Consider the following 21,575-nt stretch of genomic DNA (forward strand, 5'->3'; position numbering starts at 1 on the left):
CGGAGCACCATGCAGATCGACACCCAGAACGAGCGGCCCACGTCGCAGCCGGATCCCGCGACCCATCGACTGCCCCCGGGCGGCGCACTGATCATCGCCACGCTGCTGGTCTCGGCGTTCGTCGTGATCCTCAACGAGACGGCGATGAACGTCGCGATCTCGACCCTCATCGAGGATCCGGTGCTGGCGATCGACGAGCGCGCGGCGCAATGGCTGACCACCGCGTTCATGCTCACGATGGCGGTGGTCATCCCGGCCACCGGCTGGCTGATGGCCAGGTTCAGCAAGCGCACGCTGTATGTCGCTGCCATGGGCGCCTTCGTGCTCGGCAGCATGATCGCGGGCTTCGCACCATCGTTCCCGCTGCTGCTGCTCGGCCGCGTCGTGCAGGCATCCGGCACCGCGATCGTCTTCCCGCTGCTCATGACCACCGTCATGGAGCTCGTGCCGCCCGCTCGCCGCGGTGCGTTCATGGGCACCATCTCGATGGTCATGTCGGTCGCACCCGCGCTCGGGCCGACCGTCTCCGGCGCCATCCTGCAGTTCGCCTCCTGGCGCTGGATCTTCTTCGGCGTCGCTCCGCTCGCGCTGCTGATGCTGCTCGTCGGCGCCCGCAACCTGAGCGGCGCACCGCTGGCCCACCGGCCGCGTCTGGACGGACTCTCCGTGCCCCTGGCCGGCTTCGGCTTCGGTGGCCTCGTGTACGGATTGTCGCTCATCGGCGCACAGGGGCTGCCCGCCTGGCAGCTGCCCGTCGCGCTCGGCGCGGGCGCGGTCAGCCTCACGGCGTTCGTGCTCCGGCAGCGCAGGCTGCAGCGGACCGACGATGCGCTGCTCGACCTGCGCACGTTCCGGCATCCGCTGTTCACCACCGCGGTGCTGATCATGGCGTTCGCCATGGCAGCCATGTTCGGCACCCTCATCCTGCTGCCCCTGGTGCTGCAGGACGCGCTGGGGCTGGAGCCGCTGCAGGTCGGCCTGATCACGATGCCGGGCGCGCTGCTGACGGGCGTGCTCGGCCCGGTGGTCGGCAACCTCTACGACCGCTGGGGCCCGCGGCCGCTCGTGATCCCCGGCGGCATCGTCGTGATGGCGGCGCTGCTGCTCTACACGACGCTGCAGGTCTCCACGCCGTGGTGGCTCGTGCTCATCATGCAGATGGTGCTCATGCTCGGGTTCGCATTCACGTTCCCGCCCCTGTTCACGGTGTCGCTCGGGTCGCTGCCCAAGCACCTCTACGGGCACGGCTCGGCGATCGTCGGTACCGTGCAGCAGGTCGCGGGCGCCGCTGGCACCGCCGCATTCGTCACGATCATGGCCACGAGGCAGACGCAGCTGGTCGCCGAGGGTGTCGCGAGCGGCGAGGCGCTGCTGGAGGGTGCTCGAGCCGCCTTCATGGGCGCAGCAGCACTCTGGGTGTTCGGCGTCATCGCGACGTTCTGGTTGCGGAAGCCCGCGGATGACGTGCCCGACGAGCGGGAGCACCGCGATGCCGAGCGCGAGCAGGCGACTACTGCGTCGGGTTCGGCTGCCCCATGATGCGCACGGCTTCACCCGCGTGCTCGTTCGTCACCTGCACGCCGTAGCGCTCGGCCTGCAGCGTCTGGAGGCTGGTGAAGTCGCGCTTGCCGCCGGTCATGGCGTGCTGGAGCACGCTCGCGATGATGCCGAACGCAGCCCCCATCAGCACGGTCCACACGACCCAGACCCAGGCGTTGCCGACGATGAGCGCGAAGAGGATCCCGATGAACAGGCCGAACCACGCGCCGCCGAGCGCGCCCGTGAGCGCGGCGCGACCGTAGGTCATGCGACCGAGCACCTGCTCGACGGTCGTGAGCCCCGTGCCCACGATGCGGACATGCTCCACCGCGAACTTCGCGTCGCTGAGCTTGTCGACCAGCGCCTGCGCCTCCTGGTAGGTGCCGAACTCGGCGATCATGGTGGACGCCGGGGCCGGCAGGGACCGGCCCTGCACGGGCTGCTGCGCGTTGGTCACGATGGCTCCTCTCGAGGGGTGCGGGTGTCGAGGCGATCCTCCCATCTCGGCCCGTGATCGGCGCACGAGGCGTGCCGACCGGTACCTTGCTCGAGTGGACGACATCCTGCGCTTCGCCGGCAGCTACTGGTGGCTGATCTTCGTGATCGGGCCGGTCGTCGGCGGATGGATCGGCGGGGCGGCGAAGTACAACGAGCGGCGGCGGCGTGACCGCATCGAGCTGGAGCGAGTGCGCCGGGCACCCGTGGTGCCGGTGGAGGGGGCGGCGACGCAGCACCCGAGTTCCGACCGCCGGGCCGAGCAGGCGGAACGGGATCGCCAGAGCGCTCGCGTGCTCGCCGATCACGACGAAGCAGACCGGCGCTGGCTCGACTTCGAGCTCGATGTCGCGAAGCTCATCGACTATCCGCTCGTCACCGACATGCGCGAGCCGCTGACGCAGACCTTCCACCGCGCGAAGCGCGTCGCCGACGGACTGCGGCCGGAGGATGCGAGCGCACTGCGCCCGGAGGGCGCACTCGAGCGCTACCGCGAGGCGGTGCGCGACTACGAGGTGGCCTTCGAGGCCGCCGTGCGCGAGGCCAAGCGGCGCGCGCAGACGGCATTCAGCGAGGCGGAGCGCGGCCGATTGCAGTCGGCGCAGCGGCTGATGGCGCTGGCAGAGAGCGAGGCGTCGACTCCGGCAGAGCGGCAGAGCGCCTACCGTCGAGCGCGCAAGGAGCTCGACGGGCTGATCGCGCTGCCCGAGGCGACCACGCAGGACATCGAGCGACGCATCGCGGGTGAGCTCGAGGCGTAGCGGCGGGCGCGAGGCCACGTCTCCAACCTTGGGCGCCTCGGCGAGGCAGGCGTGGAGGAGGGCGCCGGCTCGATAGCCCTGGCCTGGCGCGCTTGCAGAGATGTCGCGATCGGCGCGCAACCGGCCCGCGAGGGAGCCGCTTGCGACATTTCTGCGGAGAGGTGGGTGCGGCTTCGCGGCGACCCGGAGAACCTCATCGACATCGAACGACGCATCGCGGGTGAGCTCGAGGCGTAGCGCTCGTCGCTAGCGCCGATCGGCGGGTGCCGGCGCGTGCATCGCGGTCTCGGTGGGCAGCGGCTCGAACGCCGCGATCCTCGCGACCGCGTCGTCGCTGGAGTCGACCAGGGCGATGCCCGCCTCACCGGGCTTGCCGCGCATCACCGCCTGCAGCAGCGGCCACGCGGGCAGGGTCTCCGTCCAGAATTGTTCGCCGAGCAGCACCAGCGGTGCCCACGCGCCCTGCTCCGCGTAGGAGTTCTCGCACGCATCCTGGAAGATCTCCTGCACCGTGCCGCCAGCGCCCGGCAGCACCACGATGCCGGCGTTGGCGACCCGCAGCAGGATGTCCTCGCGCACCGAGTTCTGGAAGTACTTCGCGATCGCGGTAGCGAACGAGTTGGGCGGTTCATGACCGTAGTGCCAGGTCGGGATGCCGAGGGAGACGCCGTCGCCGACACGCGCCGCGACCCTCCGCGCCGACGCGATCCACGCGGGGATGGAGCCGTGGAACGAGGGCACGGCGGCGAGCTCGTCGATTGCGGCGTCGAGCTGGTCGGGGGAGAGCGAGACGGCACGGGCGCCGAGGTTGCCGGCCTCCATCGCGCCCGGCCCGCCACCGGTGGCGACGACCCGGCCCGCGCGGGCGAGCCCGTGGGCGAGGTGCGCGGCCCGACGATAGGCCTCGGAGTCTCGCGCCAGCGAGTGGCCGCCCATGATCCCGACGATCTGCTTGCCCTGCACCCACTCGGCGAGCGCGTCATCGATCGCATGATCGTGCAGGGAGGCGGCCAGCGTGTCGGCCACGTCGTGGTGGCGTGTGCGCGACCAGGCATACACGCGGGCGTCGAAGCTCGACTGATAGCCGCGCTCCAGGCCCTGCACCAGGTCGTCCGGCGTGTAGAGCGAGGAGCGGTAGGCGTTGAACGGGGTGTCGGGCACGTCGTCGAAGACGAGCGCGCCGTCGCCGATCAGGCGCTCCTTCGCGCCCTCTGGCAGGTCGGCGCCCAGGAAGAGGGCTCCGGCACCGTGCAGGCGCTCCAGCTCGTCCCCGCGGTCCCGCAGGTCGACGTCCTGGATGCGCCAGCCGTCCATGCTGGCCGCCCCGCCCGCGAAGTGGTCGAAGGCCGCAAGGGAGGAGATGTCGAGCTGCCGGCCGTGCTGCGGGCGTTGATCGAAGTCGCGCATGCCGGGGAGCCTACCCAGCCCGCCGCCCAGCCTCCCGACCGTTGTCGAGTTTCCCAGGCGCCTGGCTGCCGGTCACGACGATCCGACTGCCGCCGCCGGGCACGGGCGTGACGCGGATGCGTGCCGGGATCCGCTCCTGCATCTGCTGCACGTGGCTGATGACGCCGACGCTGCGGCCGCCGATCCGCAGTTCGTCGAGCGTCGCCATCGCGGCCTCGAGCGTGTCCTGGTCGAGGGAGCCGAAGCCCTCATCCACGAACAGGGTCTCCAGCGAGACGCCGCCAGATTCCGCCTGCACGACGTCGGCGAGTCCGAGTGCGAGGGACAGCGAGGCGAGGAAGGTCTCGCCGCCGGAGAGCGACCTCGTCGTGCGTGCGACGCCGGTGTGCGCGTCGACGACGGCGATGCCCAGCCCGCTCGCCCTGCCGTGCGAGGCGCGCTCCTCGTCGTGCACGAGTGTGAAGCGGCCATCGGTCATGGCCGCGAGCCGAGCGTTCGCCGCCTCGATGATGGTCGCGAGCCGGGTGGCGAGCACATAGGTCTCGATGTCCTGGGCGCGCTCGTTCTTGCCGTCGAGCGCTCGCGCGAGCGCCCGCACGGTCGTCGCGTGCTCTGCGCCGTCGGCAAGCGCGGCGATCGCCCGCTCGGCCGCGGCGAGGTCCGCGGCGGCGTGCCGCCGGGTCGCCTCGGCGGCCGCCGCCGCCCGCGCTGCCTCGGCCTCGGACTGCGAGGCGTCGCGGAGCGCAGCCTCGAGCGGTTCGAGAGCTGGTGGTGCGCCGAGATCGGCGAGATCGGGCTGCGCCAGTACGCCTCGCGCCTTCGCCACCGCCTCGTCGTGCGCGGCGACGCGCTCGCGCGTGGCTGCGCGGACCGCGCGCTCCAGTCGCATGGCTGCGGTCGCGTCACGGCCGGGCAGGTCGTGCGCCGCGAGCGCGGTGGCGCCCGCAGCCGCCGCCGCCTGCTGCTCCGCGAGGGCCCGCGCAGCCTCGGCGTCCGCATCGAGCCAATCGCGGAGCACATCGCGCACCGCGGATGTCGCAGCCAGCAGCGCCGCAGCGTCGGCATGACCGCGCAGGCCGTGCGCGAGTCGCTCGCGGCTCTCGTCGAGTCGCGCACCCGCGGCCGCTGCGTCGCTGCCGCGCGTCTCGGCTTCCCGCTCCAGCTCGGCGACCCGTCGGTCGAGCAGGGCGGCCTCGTCGTCATGCTCCGCGAGCCGCCTGGTCACCGCGTCGCGCTCGGCGATGCCGGCCTCGGCATCCCGCAGCGCCGCCTCCTCGCGTGCGAGCGCGTCGTCGAGCGAGGCGCGATCGGCATCACCGGCGCGGCCGAGATGACCGGCGAGTTGCCGCTCGAGATCGGCGAGCGCCTCATTCGCTGCACCCGCGGCCGACAGCGCGAGCGTGCTGCGCTCCAGCGCCCTCGCGACGTCGTCGGCGGTGACGGCCTCCGGGGCGGGGGCGTGCGGCGACGGATGCTCGAGGGCGCCGCACACGGGGCAGGGATCACCGACGGTCAGCTCCGCCGCCAGCTCGCCGGCCATGCCGTCGACGCGCGCCGCCTGCAGCCGCTGCAGCTCGTCGGCCGCGTTCCGCTGCGCGGTCGCCGTGCCGGCAGCCGATGCCTTCGCAGCATCGATCGGCGCGGCCAGCGCGTCAGCGGCCGCCCGTGCGGCGACCCGCTCCCGGGTAGCGGCGACGCGCGCGGCGGCGGCCTCCGCGCCTGCCGCGAGCACGCCGACTGCCGCGACGGCGTCGACGAGGGCCTGGCGCGCCGCCGGCGCGGCCGCGCGCATGCGCTTCGCCTCGACGACCCCCTCCGCGGCGGCTGTCGCCGTCGAGGACGCCGTCCGTGCGGCGCGCTCGAGATCGGGCAGCGATCGCTCGATTCGGCGCGTCTCAGCCGCCAGTGCGGCAGCCTCGGCTGCCACATCGTGCTCCACCTCGACGGCGTCGCGCTGCGGATCGATCCCCTCCGGCAGGGCAGTCGTCGCCGCCTGCAGCGCGGCCTCCGCGGCCTCGGCCTCGACATCGGCTCGCGTCCACCGCTCCAGGGCCCCTGCGACCTCCGCTGCGCGGTCGGCGTCCGCGAGCCGCTCGCGATCCTCGTCGATCGCAGGTGCCGCCTCGGCGAGTCGGGCGAGCGCGGCCTCAGCAGCGTCGCGCCGCGCGATGCGCTCCACGACTGCCAGTGCCGCATCCCGCGCTGCCCGGGCGGTGCGTTCCACGGCGGCGGCGGCCGCAGCGCGCGCAGCGCTGCGGTCGACGTGCGCGGCGATGGCGTCCTGGAGTGCCGCGAGCTCCGCCGCGTGGCCGCCGGCAGCAGGATCGCCCTCCGCGACCGGATCTTCGTCGGCGTCGGGATCGTCGTCGTCGATGCGCAGGGATGCCGTTGCCTCTCGCACGCGGGCGGTCCGGTCGTCGCGCACGCGCTCCTGCTCCTCGCGCTCGGCATCGATGGCTCGCGCGTCGGTCAGCAGGAGCTCGCGCAGCCGGCGCATGCTGCCGGTGCCGAACAGGCGCTCGAGCAGCGCCTTCCGCGCCTTGCTGTCGGCCTGCAGGAATTCCGCGAACCCGCCCTGCGCGAGCAGGATCACCTGCAGGAACTCGTCCTTCCGCAGGCCGAGGATGCGCCCGACCTCCGTGCTCGCCTCGTCGACGCTCGTCGCGAGCGTCTGCCACGAGCCGTTCTTCCGCTCCCACAGCGCCGCTGTGGCGCGCTCCCTCGTGAGCCCGCTGCCGCGGAGCTTGGGCCGCTCGTACTCCGGCGTGCGGCGCATCCGCAGGATGCGATCGCCGACCGCGAGCTCCAGCTCGACCCAGGTGGTCTCGGCGGGTCCGGCGAGATCGCTGCGCACGTGCGGCGCGCCCGCGTAGCGCGGCGCGCTCCCGTAGAGCGCGTAGGCGATCGCGTCGAGGATCGTCGACTTGCCAGCGCCCGTCGGTCCGGCGATGAGGTAGAGCCCGTCGGCATCGAACGATGCGAAGTCGATCTCGAAGCGCTCGCGGAAGGGTCCGAATGCCGCGAGCTCGAGCCGCAGCAGCTTCACTGCGCGACCTCGGCTGCGGACGCGCGCGCGAGCGCCTCGCGCAGGATCGCGGCCTCCGGCTCGTTCGCACCGACGCCCGAGCGCACGTGCACGAGGAAGTCGTCCACGACCGCTGCCCCGCTGCGCTTGGCCAGTCGAGCCCGCAGGTCGAGCGTCGGCGCGTCCTCGCCGCCGAGCCACTGCACCTCCGCGGCGTGCGGCCAGCGCTCCTTGAGCCGCCGCATCGCATCCACGGGCCGCAGCCGGTCGGTGAGCAGCGCCCGCACCCAGTGGCTCTCGGACCCCGCGAGCGACGCGTCGGCCAGCAGGTCGTCGAGGTCGCCCCGAATGGTCGAGAGCTCCCTCGGCACCGTCAGGCTGAGCCACTCGACCGACGCGAGGCCGGCGGCGTCGAGGTCGACGAGCCATCCGCCGCGCTCGGGCGAGCGCTCCCGGAAGGAGTAGTGCAGCGGCGCGCCCGAGTACCGCACCGCCGGCGAGAGCGTCTGGCGCGAGTGGATGTGCCCGAGCGCGACGTAGTCGACGCCGTCCAGGAGCGTGAGCGGCACGACGTCCAGGCCGCCGGCCGTGATGTCGCGCGGAGCGTCGTCCTCCGGCTCGGCGATGCCCGCGGCGAAGCAGTGGGCGAGCACGACCGCGCGACCGGGGTGGTCGGCGCGGGACGCACGCACCGCATCCATCGCCCACCGCATCGCGTCCGCCTGGCTGCCGATGCCCGCCTCCGGCAGCGACGCGCGCAGCGCCACCGGCTCGAGGTAGGGCACGGCGAAGACCTGCACCGGGCCGTGCTCGTCGGCGAGCTCGACGCGCCAGGACTCGGGCTCGAGCGCCCGGGTGCTCAAGTGCAGGCCGCCGGCGCGCGCGAAGCCCGCGTTTGCGCCCAGGCGCGCCGCCGAGTCGTGGTTGCCGCTCGAGAGCACGATGGCTGCGCCTGCAGCGCGGATGTCGGCGAGCGCCGCGGTGAGCGCGTCGACGTGGCGCCCCGCCGGCATCGCCGAGTCGTACACATCGCCTGCCACCAGCACCGCGTCGATCCGGTGCTCGCGCACCAGACGCGCGAGCTCGCGCAGCACCTCGGCGAGCGCGTCAACTGTGTCGGAGCCGTGGAAGGTGCGGCCGACGTGCCAATCGGAGGTGTGCAGCAGGCGCATGGCTCCACGCTAGAGGGCACCGCCGACGTCATCCGCGCGCGGCATGCGCCGGTAGGATCGACACACTCCCACCCCCATGTCGAGAGGGTCTGCCCCGCGTGCTGCTCACCGTGACCACGCTCGCCGTGCTCGGCGTGGTCGCCAGCGCGCTCAGCGGCCGCGTGGGGCGGCTCATCTTCCTGCTGCCCGCGGCCGTGAGCCTGGCAGCCGCGGTCTGGTTCGGCATGCAGGCACCGAAGCTCGCGGCGGGCGCGGTCCTGCAGGAGCGGATCGAGTGGATGCCGGCGCTCGGCATCGCGATCGACCTTCGCCTCGGCACGCTGCAGTGGCTGCTGGCAATGGTCGTGCTCGTGGTCGGCGGCCTGATCTTCCTGTACTGCGCCTGGTACTTCGAGTCCGCGAAGCTCGCCAACCGGACGGTCGGGCTGCTGACGGGCTTCGCGGCCTCGATGCTGTTGCTCGTGCTCGCGGACGATCTCATCGTGCTGATCACCGGGTGGGAGCTGACGACGATCTTCAGCTACCTGCTCGTGGGACTCAACCACCGCTCTGCGAACAGCCGCCGCGCGGCGCAGACCGCCCTCATCGTGACCACCATCGGCGGCCTCACGATGCTCACGGGGATCCTGCTGCTGGCCTCCGACACCGGCACCTTCTCGCTTGCCGAGACGCTCGCCGATCCGCCCACATCCATCACCGCAGCCTGGGCCGCGGCGCTCATGATCGTCGGCGCGCTGTCGAAGTCGGCGATCGTGCCGTTCCAGTACTGGCTGCCGGGCGCCATGGCGGCGCCGACCCCCGTCTCTGCGTTCCTGCACGCCGCCGCGATGGTCAAGGCCGGCATCTTCCTCATCGCGGCGCTCACGCCGGCCTTCGTCGAGCTGCCCTGGTGGCGCTGGAGCCTCGTCGCGCTCGGCGTCGTCACCATGGTGCTCGGTGCGGTCCGCGCGATGCGGCAGCTCGACATCAAGGTGCTGCTCGCGCACGGCACCGTGAGCCAGCTCGGCCTGCTCGTCACGGTGCTCGGCATCGGCACCCAGGCGTCGATGCAGGCGGGCCTCACGCTGCTCGCGGCCCACGCGGCGTTCAAGGCGGCCCTGTTCATGGTGGTGGGGGTGGTGGACAAGTCGACCGGCACCCGCGACCTGCGCGAGCTGGGCGGCCTGGCGAGGCGGATGCCGTGGACGGCGGGCGCCGCGATCCTCGCAGCTGCGTCGATGGCGGGGATCCCGCCGACCCTCGGCTTCCTCGGCAAGGAGGCCGCGCTCGACGCCGCGCTCAGCGACGCCGGCGGCGACCTCATGGCGCTCGGCTGGGTCGCGTTCCTCGGCATCGCGGTCGGCGCAGCGCTCACGATCGCCTACTCGCTGCGGCTCATCGTCGGCACGTTCTTCGGCAGGCTGCGCGGCGAGCCGAAGCGGACGTCGCGCTGGCTCGTGATCGCCCCGGTCGTGCTCGCGCTGGGTGGTCTCGCGGCGGGCTTCGCCGGCGACACCGCCACCGCGCTCCTGCAGCCGCAGAGCGCCGCGGTCCCGGCAGGCGAGGAGGCGCCGCATCTTGCGCTCTGGCACGGCGTGACGCTGGCGCTCGTCTCCTCTGCCGCCGCCTGGGTGCTGGGCACCCTGCTGCACCTGCGCTACGGAGGCCGGCGTGCTGCGCCGACGGGGACGGATCCGTTCGAGCGGAGCTACTACGCGGGCCTGCGCGGGCTCGACCGGCTCGCCGTCGAGGTGACCGGACGCATCCAGACCGGCTCGCTGCCCATGCACCTGACGACGATCCTGCTCGTCGTGGTCGCCTTCCCGGGGGCCGCGCTGCTGCTGTCGGGGGCGCTCACGGCGGATGTCAGGCCGTTCGACTCCGCGGGCCAGGTCGCGGCCGCCGTGCTCGTGAGCATCGGCGCGATCGCCACCACCACGACGCGGGGCCGGCTGAAGGCGTTCATGCTGCTCTCGGTGGTCGGCTACGGCGTCGCGCTGCTGTTCCTGCTGCACGGCGCGCCGGATCTGGCGCTCACCCAGGTGCTGGCGGAGACGGTCTTCCTCGTCATCCTGGTGCTGGTGCTGCGGCGACTGCCGAAGTACTTCACGAACCGTCCCCTCCGGGCTGCGCGCTACCTGCGCGCCGCGCTCGGCATCGCGGTCGGCACGTTCGCGGCGATCGCATCGCTTGCCACGCTCCAGTCGCGCACCGGCGAACCCATCTCGCTCGGCTTCTATCAGCAGGCCTACGACTTCGGCCACGGCGAGAACATCGTCAACGTCACGCTCGTCGACATCCGCGCGTGGGACACCCTGGGCGAGGTCGCGGTCGTGCTGGCGGCCGCGACCGGCGTCGCGAGCCTCATCTTCGTGCGTCGCCCGTCCGGGGGGCGCAGCGTGCTGCGCCAGTCGCTCTCCTCCACGGGCCGACGCACGTGGCTGCGCGGTGCCTTCACGGATGAGCAGCGGGCGTCGCCGGTGCTCGAGGTGGTGACGCGGCTGCTGTTCCCCGTGATGATGCTCGTCTCCATCTACCTCCTGGCGGTCGGCCACAACGAGCCCGGCGGGGGATTCGCCGGCGGCCTCGTGGCAGGGATCGCACTCGCGGTGCGGTACCTCGCCGGCGGCAGCGATGAGCTGCTGGAGGCGGTGCCTTTCGATGCCGGCAAGCTGCTGGGCGGCGGCATGGCGGTGGTGGTGCTCAGCGTGCTCTGGCCCGTGCTCATCGGCGGCCGCGTGGGGGAGTCGTACGCGATCGAGGCGACGCTGCCGCTGCTCGGCGAGCAGAAGCTCGTCACGTCGGTGTTCTTCGACATCGGCGTGTGGCTGATCGTGATCGGGGCGATGCTCGACTTCGTCCGGTCGCTGGGCGCCGGCATCGACCTGCACAGCGAGCAGAACCTCGCGCCCCGCCCGCAGTGGAGCTCGGATCGATCGCTGCCGGCAGCGGGGATGCGCGAATGACCCCCACCCTCGTGCTCGCGGTCGCGGGCGGCATCCTCATCGCAGCCGGCATCTACCTGCTGCTGGAGCGCAGCCTCATGCGCATCCTCGCCGGCGTGATGCTTGCGAGCAACGGCGTCAACCTGCTCTTCCTCGTCTCCTCCGGTCCGGCCGGGCTCGCGCCGATCGTCGGCGAGGATCCCGAGCTGATCGCCGATCCGCTGCCGCAGGCGATGGTGCTGACCGCCATCGTCATCTCGCTCGCCACCAGCGCCTTCCTGCTGGCGATGTCGTACCGCTCGTTCCAGCTCGAGGGGCACGACGAGGTCGCCGACGACGTCGAGGACGCCATCGTGCGTCGGCGCGCCGAGGCCGATCTCTCGAGTGAGGGCTTCGACGAGCAGTCGTCCGGCGATGACGACACGGAATCGGGCGGCCGGTTCGACAACGGCCGCGGCCGACGCACCGACGGTTCGGGGCGCTGATGGATCTCGCGAACCTCGTGCCGCTGCCCGTGCTGCTGCCGCTGCTGGCCGCCGGCATCACGCTGATCCTCGCCCGGCACCCCGCGTGGCAGAAGATCGTCTCGGGCACCACGCTGGCGCTGGTCGCGGTGCTCGCGCTCATCCTCTGCCTGGCCGCGGATGCGCAGGGCCCCGTGGTGCTCTGGGTCGGAGCCTGGCCGGACGGGCTCGGGATCTCGCTCGTCGCCGACCGGCTCTCCTCGCTCATGGTGCTGGTCTCCAGCGTCGTCGTCGCCATCGTCGTCATCTTCCCCTCGCGGCGCGACATCGCCGACGGTGCGGATGGGGCGCCGGTGTCGGTGTTCCACCCGACCTTCCTGGTGCTGACGGCCGGCATCTCCAACGCCTTCCTCGCTGGTGATCTCTTCAATCTGTTCGTCGGCTTCGAGACGCTGCTGTTCTCCTCCTACGTGCTGATCATGCTCGGCGCCACCAGGGAGCGGGTGCGCGCCGGCTCCACCTACGTGGTGGTGAGCGTGCTCTCCTCGCTGCTGTTCCTGCTGGCGATCGCGCTCGTCTATGGCGCGACCGGCACCGTGAGCTTCGCGCAGCTCCCCGAGCGGCTCGCGGCACTCGACCCCTCGCTGCAGCTGACGATCCAGCTGCTGCTGCTGGTGGTCTTCGGCATCAAGGCGGCGATCTTCCCCCTGCAGTCCTGGCTGCCTGACTCCTACCCGACTGCGCCTGCGAGCGTCACGGCCGTCTTCGCGGGACTGCTGACGAAGGTCGGCGTCTACGCCCTGATCCGGCTGCAGACGCTGCTGTTCCTTGACAGCCCGCTCACCGATCTGCTGCTGGTGGTGGCGATCCTGACCATGCTGCTCGGGATCCTCGGAGCGCTCGCGCAGGGCGAGATCAAGCGACTGCTGTCCTTCACGCTCGTCAGCCACATCGGCTACATGCTGCTCGGCATCGCGCTCGGCTCGCAGGCGGGCCTGGGCGCCTCGATCTTCTACATCGTCCACCACATCCTCGTGCAGACCGCGCTGTTCATCGTCGTCGGGCTGATCGAGCGCGTCGGCGGATCGACGAGCCTCGCGCGCCTCGGCGGCCTCGCCTCGGTGCCCCTGCTCGCGGTGCTGTACCTGCTGCCCGCGCTCAACCTGGGCGGCATCCCGCCGTTCTCGGGCTTCCTGGGGAAGATCGCGCTCATGGATGCCGCGCTCGCGAGCGAGAGCCCGTGGGCGCTGCTCGCCGTGATCGCCGGCATCGCGACCAGCCTGCTCACCCTGATCGCGGTCATCCGCGTGTGGCAGCGCGCCTTCTGGCAGGACCGCGGCGAGGACGACGCGCGGGTGCACTCCCTCCGGGTGCTGCCGCGCATCTGGGTCGTCGCCGCATCCGCCCTCGTCGCGATCACGGTCGGCCTGACCGTCATCGCCGGCCCGCTCACCGACTTCGCCTATCGCGCTGCCGTCGACATCCACGGCGGCACGTACCAGACCGCGGTCGAGGAGGCGATTCCGTGAGGCGACCGAACCTGCGAGCACGCTTCTCGATCGTCGCGACCGTCGGGCTCGCCATCGTGTGGGTGATGCTGTGGGGCGAGATCTCGCTCGGCGCCGCGCTCTGGGGCATTCTCGTCGCGCTCGTGATCCAGGCCTCGTTCCCGCTCCCCGACGTGCCGGAGCTGCGCTTCTTCCGCCCGGTGGGATTCGCGCGGCTCGTGGTGGTGACGCTCTGGGGACTGGCCATCTCGAGCTTCATCGTCGCCGTGCAGGTGCTGGCCTTCTGGCGGCCGACGAAGAACGCCATCATCCGGGTGCCGCTGCGCAGCAGCTCGATGTTCATCACCGCGATCACGGCGGAGCTCATCACGCTCGAACCCGGGTCTGTGGCGCTCGACGCCGGCGAGCGGTGGGTGCTCGTGCACGTCTTCGACGCGTCGACGCCGGAGCGGATCCACCGCGCGAGGGAGAGCGTCCGCCGCACCGAGGCGACCGCGCTGTGGGCGTTCGGCACCGCCGCCGACCGCGCACTGCTGGAGGAGGACTGATGCAGATCGTGCTCATGATCGCCGGCGTGATGCTCGTGGTCGCCGCTGCGCTGACGGTGTTCCGCATCGTGCGCGGCCCGGGTCCCGCCGACCGGGTCGTCGCCACCGATGTGCTCATCACGACGGTCGCGGGTGCCATCGCCGTCGAGGCGGCCATCAACCACCGCAGTTACACGATCGTCGTGATGCTGGTGCTGTCGCTGCTCGCGTTCGCCGGGACCGTCTCGATGGCGCGCTTCGTCGCCGGCCGCGGTCGCGTGGTCGGGACGGGCCCATCGGCGCGTGGGGCGGATCCCGACCCGGCAGAGGGCGATGCACCCGACAAGCGCGGCGCCGTGCAGGACGACAGCGCCGTGCAGGACGACAGCGCCGTGCAGGACGACGAGGCCGAGGGGGCTGCGCGATGACGCTCGGCTCCATCCTCGATGTGCTCGGGTCGGTGCTCATCCTCATCGGAGCCTCGTTCACGCTGACGGCTGCCATCGGGCTGGTGCGGCTGCCGGATGTGCTCAACCGCATGCATGCGGCCTCGAAGCCGCAGTCGCTCGGCTTCGTGCTCCTGTGCGCGGGCCTCGCGCTCGTGCTGCGCGAACCATCCGCGACCATGGCGCTCATCCTGGCTGCGGGCCTGCAGCTCGTCACCGCGCCCGCCGCGACCCAGATGATGGGCAAGGCGGCCTACCGGACCGGGCAGTTCCGAGCCGACATCGTGGTGGTCGACGACCACGCACCGGATGCCGACGAGGATTCCGACGACGATCCGGACGCGCGCGTCGGGAGCAGGTAGGATCGGACCAGCACGACACAGCCGGCCGCTGCACGCCCGCGCGGGAGAGCTCCTTCGGGAGCACCGAAGGAGCAAGCCTCCCCGCCAAACTCTCAGGTCCTAGAACCGCTCGGGAAGGCCACACAGGAGCAGGTCTGACCGATCGACGACTGTGGGGGAGTCCAGACCAATGGAGGACTCATGACCGCATCGGAGACGCCAGGGCCGCAGACGCCGCTGCTGGCCGTGCACGAGGCTGCGGGAGCGCAGCTGATCGACTTCGCGGGGTGGCAGATGCCCGTCCGCTACGGCTCCGACCTGGCTGAGCACCAGGCGGTGCGGGAGCGCGCGGGGCTGTTCGACCTCAGCCACATGGCGGAGCTCCGCGTCAGCGGGCCCGACGCCGGCAGCTTCCTCGACCACGCGCTCGCGGGGCGCCTGTCCACCATCGAGCTGTGGCAGGCCAAGTACTCGCTGCTGCTCGCCGAGCACGGCGGCATCGTCGACGACCTGATCGTCTACCGCACGGGCGGGTCGGAGTTCCTGCTCGTCGCGAACGCCTCCAACCGCCACGCTGCGCTCGACGCACTCGAGACCCGCATCGCCGGCTTCGACGCCTCGATCGCCGATGAGACCGAGCAGACCGGGTTGATCGCAGTGCAGGGTCCTGCTGCGCTCGCGATCGTGGCGCGCCTCGGCATCGAGTCGGAGTCGCTCGACGAGCTCGCCTACTACAGGGCACTGCCGGGCGTCTTCGAGGGCGAGGACGTGCTGATCGCACGCACCGGCTACACCGGCGAGGACGGCTTCGAGCTCTACATCGCGTCGCACGCCGCCGAGGACCTCTGGCGCGCTGCCGTCATCGCCGGCGAGGAGCACGACCTCACGCTCTGCGGACTCGCGGCACGCGACACGCTGCGCCTTGAGGCCGGCATGCCGCTCTACGGCCACGAGCTCTCGCTCGACGTGCTGCCCGCGCAGGTCGGGCTCGGCCGCGTGGTGGCGCTCAAGACCAAGGGCGACTTCGTCGGCCGCAGCGCCATCGAGGCGGGCCCCGCAGACGGCGCCCCGGTGCTCATCGGCCTGACCGCCGAGGGCCGCCGCGCGCCCCGCGCCGGCTACCCGGTGCTCGACGGCGACCGTCCGGTCGGCGTCGTCACGAGCGGTGCCCTGTCGCCGACGCTCGGCCACCCGATCGCGATGGCGCTCGTCGAGCCAGGCGCCCGCGACTCCGAATCCCTGTCCGTCGACGTCCGCGGCACGGCGCTGCCCGCCGCGGTGACCAAGCTGCCGTTCTACAAGCGAGAGGCCCGAGCATGAGCGAGACCAAGTACACCAAGGACCACGAGTGGATCCGCGTCGAGGGTGACGTGGCGACGGTCGGCATCACCGACTACGCGCAGGCGCAGCTGGGCGACGTCGTCTACGTCGACCTGCCGGGCGTCGGCCGCAGCTTCGCCGCGGGCGAGTCGCTCGGCGAGATCGAGTCGACGAAGTCGGTCGGCGAGCTCATCGCTCCCGCCGCCGGCGAGGTGGTCGAGGTCAACGACGAGGTCGCGGGCGACCCCACGCTCGTGAACTCCGGCGCCGAGGGTGAGGGATGGCTCGTGAAGCTGCGCTTCACCGAGGAGCCGGAGCTGCTCGACGAGGCGTCGTACCGCGAGCTCACCGCCTGATGCGCCCCTTCGTCGACCGCCACATCGGCACGGATGCGGCGGCGCAGCAGGTCATGCTGGGCGCGGTCGGGTTCGATTCGCTCGAGGCGCTCATGGACGCGGCGGTGCCTGCGGGCATCCGCTCTGCGGGCACCGGCATCGGCGAGGCCGCCTCCGAGACGGCCGCGCTCGCGGAGCTGCGCGCGCTCGCCGGTCGCAACCGGGTGCGGCACAGTGCCATCGGCCTCGGCTACTCCGGCACGGTGACCCCCGCGCCGATCAAGCGGCTCATCCTCGAGAACCCGTCCTGGTACACCGCCTACACGCCGTACCAGCCGGAGATCAGCCAGGGCCGCCTCGAGGCGCTGATCAACTTCCAGACCATGGTCGCCGACCTCTCCGGCCTCGACATCGCGAACGCGTCGATGCTCGACGAGGGCACCGCCGTCGTCGAGGCGATGCTGCTGGCCCGCCGCGGCTCGAAGTCGGCATCGTCGGTCTTCGTCGTCGACACCGACCTGCTGCCGCAGTCGAAGGCGCTGCTGCGCCACCGCGCCGGCGCCACGGGCATCGAGCTCGTCGAGCTGCCGCTCGCCACGCTCGCGCCCGCTGACCTGCCCGATTCCTTCGGCGTGATCGCCCAGCTGCCCGGCGCCTCCGGGCTGGTGTGGGATGCGAGCGGGATCTTCGCCGCATCCACCGAGATGGGCGGCGTGCCGGTGGCGGCCGCCGACCTGCTCGCGCTCACCCTCATCGAGGCGCCCGGCACGCAGGGTGCGCGCATCGCTGTCGGCTCGTCGCAGCGCTTCGGCGTGCCGATGGGCTTCGGCGGACCGCACGCCGGCTACATGGCCGTCGCCGAGAAGCTCACCCGGCAGATGCCCGGCCGCCTGGCCGGCGTCTCGCAGGACGCCGACGGCTACCCCTCGTACCGGTTGACGCTGCAGACTCGCGAGCAGCACATCCGTCGCGAGAAGGCCACGAGCAACATCTGCACCGCGCAGGTGCTGCTGGCCGTCATGGCGTCGTTCTACGGCGTCTATCACGGCGCCGACGGCCTGACGGCAATCGCTGAGGGCGTCCACGGCGTCGCGAAGCGCTTCGCGGCTGCTGCCCGCGCCGCGGGCGTCGAGCTCGTGCACGAGTCGTTCTTCGACACGGTGCGGATGCGGGTGCCCGGGCGGGCGCAGGAGCTGCGGTCGAAGGCCGCGGACGCCGGCATCCTCGTGCACGCCGTCGACGCCGACACGCTCCACGTCGCGTTCGACGAGACCTGGGCCGAGGTCGGCACGGGCGTGCCGCTGCCCAAGCTGCTCGACGCGCTCGAGCTCGACGCAGCCGATGACGACGCGTCGGCGATCCCCGCCTCACTGCTGCGCACGACCGAGTTCATGACGCACGAGGTGTTCTCTGCGCACCGCTCCGAGACGCAGCTGATGCGCTACGCGAAGCGGCTCGCCGACCGCGACTACGCCCTCGATCGCGGCATGATCCCACTGGGCTCGTGCACGATGAAGCTGAATGCGGCTGCCGAGATGGAGGCGATCACCTGGCCCGAGTTCTCCCAGCTGCATCCCTACGCGCCGCTCGACGACGCCGCGGGGTCGCTCGCGCTCATCGACCAGCTGAGCGACTGGCTGGCGAAGATCACCGGCTACGACACCGTCTCGCTGCAGCCGAACGCCGGCGCGCAGGGCGAGCTCGCCGGTCTGCTGGCGATCCGGGGCTACCACCGCTCGCGCGGGGAGCAGCATCGCGACGTGGTGCTCATCCCCGCCTCCGCGCACGGCACGAACGCCGCCAGCGCGGTGCTCGCAGGATGCCGCGTCGTGGTGGTCGCGACGAGCGGCAACGGCGACGTCGACCTCTCCGATCTCGAGGCGAAGATCGCCAGCCACGCTGACGACCTCGCGGGACTCATGATCACCTACCCGTCGACGCACGGCGTCTACGAGTCCGAGATCCGGCGAGTGACCGACCTCGTGCACGACGCCGGCGGCCAGGTCTACATCGACGGCGCGAACCTCAACGCGCTGCTGGGGCACGCGACGTTCGGCGAGATGGGCGGGGACGTCTCCCACCTGAACCTGCACAAGACCTTCTGCATCCCCCACGGCGGCGGCGGCCCGGGCGTGGGCCCGGTGGCGGCGAAGGCGCACCTCGCGCCGTTCCTCCCGCAGGATCCGCGCGTCTCCTCCCAGGAGGTCGACGGACTCACGATGGGCACGAACCCGCTCTCCGGTGCGCCGTGGGGCTCCGCCTCAATCCTGCCGATCTCGTGGGCCTACGTGCGCATGATGGGGCTGGAGGGACTGACGAAGGCGACGGCGAGCGCGGTGCTCGCCGCCAACTACGTCGCTGCGCGGCTTCGCGAGCACTACCCCGTGCTCTACACGGGTGAGCACGACCTCGTCGCGCACGAGTGCATCCTCGACCTGCGTCCGCTGAAGGAGGCGACCGGGGTCTCGAACGACGATGTCGCGAAGCGCCTCGTCGACTACGGGTTCCACGCTCCGACGATGTCGTTCCCGGTCGCGGGCACCCTCATGGTCGAGCCGACGGAGTCGGAGGACCTGGCCGAGATCGACCGCTTCATCGACGCCATGATCGCGATCAAGGCAGAGGCTGACGCGATCGGCCGGGGTGAGGTGCCGCTCGAGCAGAGCGCGCTGCAGCGTGCGCCGCACACCGCGGGATCGATCGTGCACGGCGAGTGGGATCGGCCGTACACGCGCGAGCAAGCGGTCTTCCCGGTGCCCGGCGTCGAGCGTGCGAAGTACTGGCCGCCGGTGGCGAGGATCGATCAGGCGTACGGCGACCGCAACATCGTCTGCAGCTGCCCGCCCGTGGAGGCCTTCGCCTGATGCCCCCCGCAGCGGGCGGTAGCGCGCGCCTGCCCACTCCCGCAGGTCGAGGAGCGCACGGCTCCGCCGGGCGCGTCCTTTCCTCCGTAGGTCGAGGAGCGCACGGCGCAGCCGCGCGCGTCACGAGACCGGTCCGACCCCTGTCCGTAGGTCGAGGAGCGCACGGCGCAGCCGCGCGCGTCACGAGACCGGTCCGCCCCATCGCGATCGCCGCCGCCGCGATCGCAGCCCTCGCCCTGTCGGCCTGCGGCGACCCCGCCTTCCCACCGCGCGTCGAGGAGGGCACGAGCGTCGACGTCGCCTGGGCCGGCGAGCTCACCTCTGTCAACGCCGCGAGCACGCCGGGGGCCACGGCCGGCAACCGCGACGTCGCAGCGATGACCCGCGGGGCGTTCGCCATCGTCGACAACGAGGGCGAGGTGCGCGAGGACCCGACGTTCGGCACGACCACGATCGTGAGCGAGGCGCCGTTCACCGTGCGCTACGACCTCGCCGACGGGGTCCGCTGGTCCGACGGCGTGCCCGTCGACGCGGCGGACCTGATGCTCGCGTGGGCAGCGACATCCAATGCCCTGTCGACGTCCGACCTCGATCTGGCAGTGCTCCGGGGCCCCGACGGCGCGCTCGACCTGCCCGACGACGCGGTCTGGTTCGACGTGGCCGACCCAGGAGGCATGCGCCATGCGACCGCGGCGGTGCATGACGACTGGGCTCGCTCGATCGATGTCGAGCTCTCGCAGCCGATCCCCGATTGGCGCCAGGCGCTCGATGTTGCTGTGCCGGCGCACCTGCTCGGCCAGCGCGTGCTCGGCGTCGACGACCCGATGGAGGCGAAGCAGGCGGTGCTCGACGCGATCGACCGCGCCGACCCGCTCGTGCTCGAGCCGCTCGCCGTGGCCTGGGGGAGTGCGCTCACGATCGACCCGCTGGCGCCGGATCCTGGGCTGTTGCTCTCGAGCGGTCCGTACCGCGTCGACACCGTCCAGCACGGCCGCGTCGAGCTGCTCGCGAACAGCGCGTACGTGGGCGCGCAGGGCGCCGCGATCCAGCGGGTGGCGCTGCAGCCCGTGGCCGACGACCGCGCGGCGCTCGACGGGCTGACCGCTGGCGAGCTGGACGTAGCGACCATCGCGCCGAGCGACGACGACAGCGGCCAGTTGCGCGACCTCGAGCGCGATGACGCTTCGCTCGTGAGCGGCACCACCGGGATGCGCTGGGAGCTGGCGCTGCGCACCGACCGCGCGCCGTTCCAGACCGTCGAGGCCCGCACATCGTTCCTGCAGTCGCTCGATCGGTCGGATGCGGTGGCGGCGGCCCTGGGGGACCGCGCGCAGGATTCCGTGACGACCACCGACTCGATCCTGTTCCGCGCGGACACGCGCGTCTACGGCTATGCGCTCGAGGACTCCGGCTTCGGCGACCGGTTCGGCAACGCCGACCCCGAGGCTGCCGCGATGCTGCGCGAATCGATGGCGATCCCGGCCGGTGCCGAGGTCTGCGTGCGCTTCGATCGTGCGGAGCCGTTCGCGGCCGCGTTCGTCGAGGCGATGCAGGCGCAGGCACCCGAGGCCGGGTGGGCCGTGCGCGACTGCGGCGTCGATGATCTGGCTGCGGGTCTCAAGCAGGACGATTGGCATGCGGTGCTGCGCCAGACGCCCGTGCCCTCGGATGTGGCCGAGATCGCGAAGCGCTGGCGGGGCGGTGGCATCACGGCCGCTGGCAGCACCGAGCGCGACGCCCTGCTCGACGAGGCGCTGGCGACTGCCGATCAGGACGCGCTGGAGGGGACGTTGCTGGAGCTCGAGACCGCTCTCGTCGCAGACGCCCTGCTGCTGCCGATCGCGGAGCCCGAGCGGCTGACGATCGCGGCGGCCGACGTGCGGGGCGTCACGCCGCGTCCGGGAGCGGCATCGCTCACCTGGAACGTCTGGGAGTGGTCGATCGACAGCGCGACCCCGGCGCCGTAGCGCGCCTGCGGACTGTCGGTCGATCGAGGAGCGCGCGCAGCGCGCGTCACGAGATCTGTGGGGCGGGTTCCGGTCTCGTGACGCGGGCGGGCTGCGCCCGTCCGCTCCTCGACCTACGGACCACTCGTTGATCGAGGAGCGCGCGCAGCGTTGGCGCTCGTTGATCGAGGAGCGCGCGCAGCGCGCGTCACAGATCTGCGGGGGCGGGTTCCGGTCTCGTGACGCGGGCGGGCTGCGCCCGTCCGCTCCTCGACATTGAGGATGGTGGTGGTGGTTCCGGGTCCGTGGCCTGGCCTTCTCCTCGCCCGACTCTCACGATGTCATTCGTAGGACTTGTCGGTCACGGTTCCGGGGCCGCTGCCGTTGGTTCGGTCGGAAGGCCGAGCCGGGCGGGGACGTGACCTAATAGGACTCTGTCCGACCACGACTACTCAATGTTGTGTCCGCCCGGCCCGGTGAGGTCATCCAACCGATCACGAT

General features: G+C 72.0%; 16 protein-coding genes and 1 riboswitch. Of the genes, 12 read left to right on the forward strand and 4 right to left on the reverse strand.

Annotation, left to right across the window (positions count from 1 at the left end):
* Positions 1–9: 9 nt before the first annotated feature.
* Complete coding sequence (locus ACJJVL_RS07640; protein WP_405217898.1) at positions 10–1,539, forward strand: MDR family MFS transporter; 1,530 nt, start codon at positions 10–12, stop codon at positions 1,537–1,539.
* Here the strand turns inward: ACJJVL_RS07640 and ACJJVL_RS07645 are convergent.
* The gene (locus tag ACJJVL_RS07645) at positions 1,511–1,996 is read right to left on the reverse strand and encodes a general stress protein (RefSeq protein ID WP_405217899.1); all 486 of its coding nucleotides are present in this window, start codon (positions 1,994–1,996) and stop codon (positions 1,511–1,513) included. The two genes, ACJJVL_RS07640 and ACJJVL_RS07645, sit on opposite strands and share 29 nt — an antisense overlap.
* 94 nt (positions 1,997–2,090) lie before the next feature.
* Between ACJJVL_RS07645 and ACJJVL_RS07650 the strand changes: the two genes are divergently transcribed.
* Positions 2,091–2,795 (forward strand): hypothetical protein, encoded by a 705-nt coding sequence (locus tag ACJJVL_RS07650; RefSeq protein WP_405217900.1) that lies wholly within the window; start codon positions 2,091–2,093, stop codon positions 2,793–2,795.
* 246 nt (positions 2,796–3,041) lie between these two features.
* Here the strand turns inward: ACJJVL_RS07650 and ACJJVL_RS07655 are convergent, their stop codons facing one another.
* From ACJJVL_RS07655 to ACJJVL_RS07665, 3 genes are read right to left on the reverse strand one after another with little or no spacing between them, the layout of a single operon-like run.
* Positions 3,042–4,202 (reverse strand): LOG family protein, encoded by a 1,161-nt coding sequence (locus ACJJVL_RS07655; RefSeq protein ID WP_405217901.1) that lies wholly within the window; start codon positions 4,200–4,202, stop codon positions 3,042–3,044.
* A gap of 10 nt (positions 4,203–4,212) precedes the next feature.
* Positions 4,213–7,248 (reverse strand): AAA family ATPase, encoded by a 3,036-nt coding sequence (locus ACJJVL_RS07660; protein WP_405217903.1) that lies wholly within the window; start codon positions 7,246–7,248, stop codon positions 4,213–4,215.
* Entirely contained in the window at positions 7,245–8,399 is a 1,155-nt protein-coding gene (locus tag ACJJVL_RS07665; protein WP_405217904.1) for an exonuclease SbcCD subunit D, read from the reverse strand. The genes ACJJVL_RS07660 and ACJJVL_RS07665 overlap by 4 nt, the downstream gene beginning before the upstream one ends.
* 98 nt (positions 8,400–8,497) lie before the next feature.
* On the opposite strand from ACJJVL_RS07665, the gene ACJJVL_RS07670 reads away from it, so the two are divergent.
* The 10 genes from ACJJVL_RS07670 to ACJJVL_RS07715 all read left to right on the forward strand — a co-directional run bounded on the left by ACJJVL_RS07670 (position 8,498) and on the right by ACJJVL_RS07715 (position 21,095).
* Positions 8,498–11,344: a Na+/H+ antiporter subunit A gene (locus ACJJVL_RS07670; RefSeq protein WP_405217906.1), complete on the forward strand. Its 2,847-nt coding sequence runs from the start codon at positions 8,498–8,500 to the stop codon at positions 11,342–11,344.
* Positions 11,341–11,808 carry a Na(+)/H(+) antiporter subunit C gene (locus ACJJVL_RS07675; RefSeq protein ID WP_405217907.1) on the forward strand — a complete coding sequence of 156 codons (468 nt, stop codon included), beginning with the start codon at positions 11,341–11,343 and terminating at the stop codon, positions 11,806–11,808. Before ACJJVL_RS07670 ends, ACJJVL_RS07675 begins: the two co-directional genes overlap by 4 nt.
* Entirely contained in the window at positions 11,808–13,316 is a 1,509-nt protein-coding gene (locus tag ACJJVL_RS07680) for a Na+/H+ antiporter subunit D (protein WP_405217908.1), read from the forward strand. Before ACJJVL_RS07675 ends, ACJJVL_RS07680 begins: the two co-directional genes overlap by 1 nt.
* On the forward strand, positions 13,313–13,843 hold the full coding sequence (locus ACJJVL_RS07685) for a Na+/H+ antiporter subunit E (protein ID WP_405217909.1): 531 nt from the start codon (positions 13,313–13,315) through the stop codon (positions 13,841–13,843). Before ACJJVL_RS07680 ends, ACJJVL_RS07685 begins: the two co-directional genes overlap by 4 nt.
* Positions 13,843–14,250: a monovalent cation/H+ antiporter complex subunit F gene (locus tag ACJJVL_RS07690; RefSeq protein ID WP_405217910.1), complete on the forward strand. Its 408-nt coding sequence runs from the start codon at positions 13,843–13,845 to the stop codon at positions 14,248–14,250. Before ACJJVL_RS07685 ends, ACJJVL_RS07690 begins: the two co-directional genes overlap by 1 nt.
* Positions 14,247–14,630: a monovalent cation/H(+) antiporter subunit G gene (mnhG, locus tag ACJJVL_RS07695; RefSeq protein ID WP_405217911.1), complete on the forward strand. Its 384-nt coding sequence runs from the start codon at positions 14,247–14,249 to the stop codon at positions 14,628–14,630. The genes ACJJVL_RS07690 and mnhG overlap by 4 nt, the downstream gene beginning before the upstream one ends.
* A 31-nt stretch (positions 14,631–14,661) precedes the next feature.
* Positions 14,662–14,748, forward strand: a riboswitch (glycine riboswitch).
* A 62-nt stretch (positions 14,749–14,810) separates the two neighbouring features.
* The gene (gene gcvT / locus ACJJVL_RS07700; RefSeq protein ID WP_405217912.1) at positions 14,811–15,929 is read left to right on the forward strand and encodes a glycine cleavage system aminomethyltransferase GcvT; all 1,119 of its coding nucleotides are present in this window, start codon (positions 14,811–14,813) and stop codon (positions 15,927–15,929) included.
* Entirely contained in the window at positions 15,926–16,285 is a 360-nt protein-coding gene (gene gcvH / locus ACJJVL_RS07705; protein ID WP_405217913.1) for a glycine cleavage system protein GcvH, read from the forward strand. Before gcvT ends, gcvH begins: the two co-directional genes overlap by 4 nt.
* Entirely contained in the window at positions 16,285–19,128 is a 2,844-nt protein-coding gene (gene gcvP / locus ACJJVL_RS07710) for an aminomethyl-transferring glycine dehydrogenase (protein ID WP_405217914.1), read from the forward strand. The genes gcvH and gcvP overlap by 1 nt, the downstream gene beginning before the upstream one ends.
* A gap of 377 nt (positions 19,129–19,505) precedes the next feature.
* A complete protein-coding gene (locus ACJJVL_RS07715) occupies positions 19,506–21,095 on the forward strand; it encodes an ABC transporter substrate-binding protein (protein WP_405217916.1) in 1,590 nt (529 codons plus the stop codon).
* Positions 21,096–21,575: the final 480 nt, after the last annotated feature.

It is taken from the genome of Agrococcus sp. Ld7, from assembly GCF_045064095.1.
Lineage (GTDB): Bacteria > Actinomycetota > Actinomycetes > Actinomycetales > Microbacteriaceae > Agrococcus.

Bases quoted from the DNA above. Each gene is read 5' to 3' on its own strand.
- ACJJVL_RS07640 (WP_405217898.1), top strand. From the start codon at position 10: ATGCAGATCGACACCCAGAACGAGCGGCCCACGTCGCAGCCGGATCCC.
- ACJJVL_RS07655 (WP_405217901.1), bottom strand. From the start codon at position 4,202: ATGCGCGACTTCGATCAACGCCCGCAGCACGGCCGGCAGCTCGACATC.
- ACJJVL_RS07665 (WP_405217904.1), bottom strand. From the start codon at position 8,399: ATGCGCCTGCTGCACACCTCCGATTGGCACGTCGGCCGCACCTTCCAC.
- ACJJVL_RS07675 (WP_405217907.1), top strand. From the start codon at position 11,341: ATGACCCCCACCCTCGTGCTCGCGGTCGCGGGCGGCATCCTCATCGCA.
- ACJJVL_RS07680 (WP_405217908.1), top strand. From the start codon at position 11,808: ATGGATCTCGCGAACCTCGTGCCGCTGCCCGTGCTGCTGCCGCTGCTG.
- ACJJVL_RS07690 (WP_405217910.1), top strand. From the start codon at position 13,843: ATGCAGATCGTGCTCATGATCGCCGGCGTGATGCTCGTGGTCGCCGCT.
- mnhG (WP_405217911.1), top strand. From the start codon at position 14,247: ATGACGCTCGGCTCCATCCTCGATGTGCTCGGGTCGGTGCTCATCCTC.
- gcvT (WP_405217912.1), top strand. From the start codon at position 14,811: ATGACCGCATCGGAGACGCCAGGGCCGCAGACGCCGCTGCTGGCCGTG.
- gcvH (WP_405217913.1), top strand. From the start codon at position 15,926: ATGAGCGAGACCAAGTACACCAAGGACCACGAGTGGATCCGCGTCGAG.
- gcvP (WP_405217914.1), top strand. From the start codon at position 16,285: ATGCGCCCCTTCGTCGACCGCCACATCGGCACGGATGCGGCGGCGCAG.
- ACJJVL_RS07715 (WP_405217916.1), top strand. From the start codon at position 19,506: ATGACCCGCGGGGCGTTCGCCATCGTCGACAACGAGGGCGAGGTGCGC.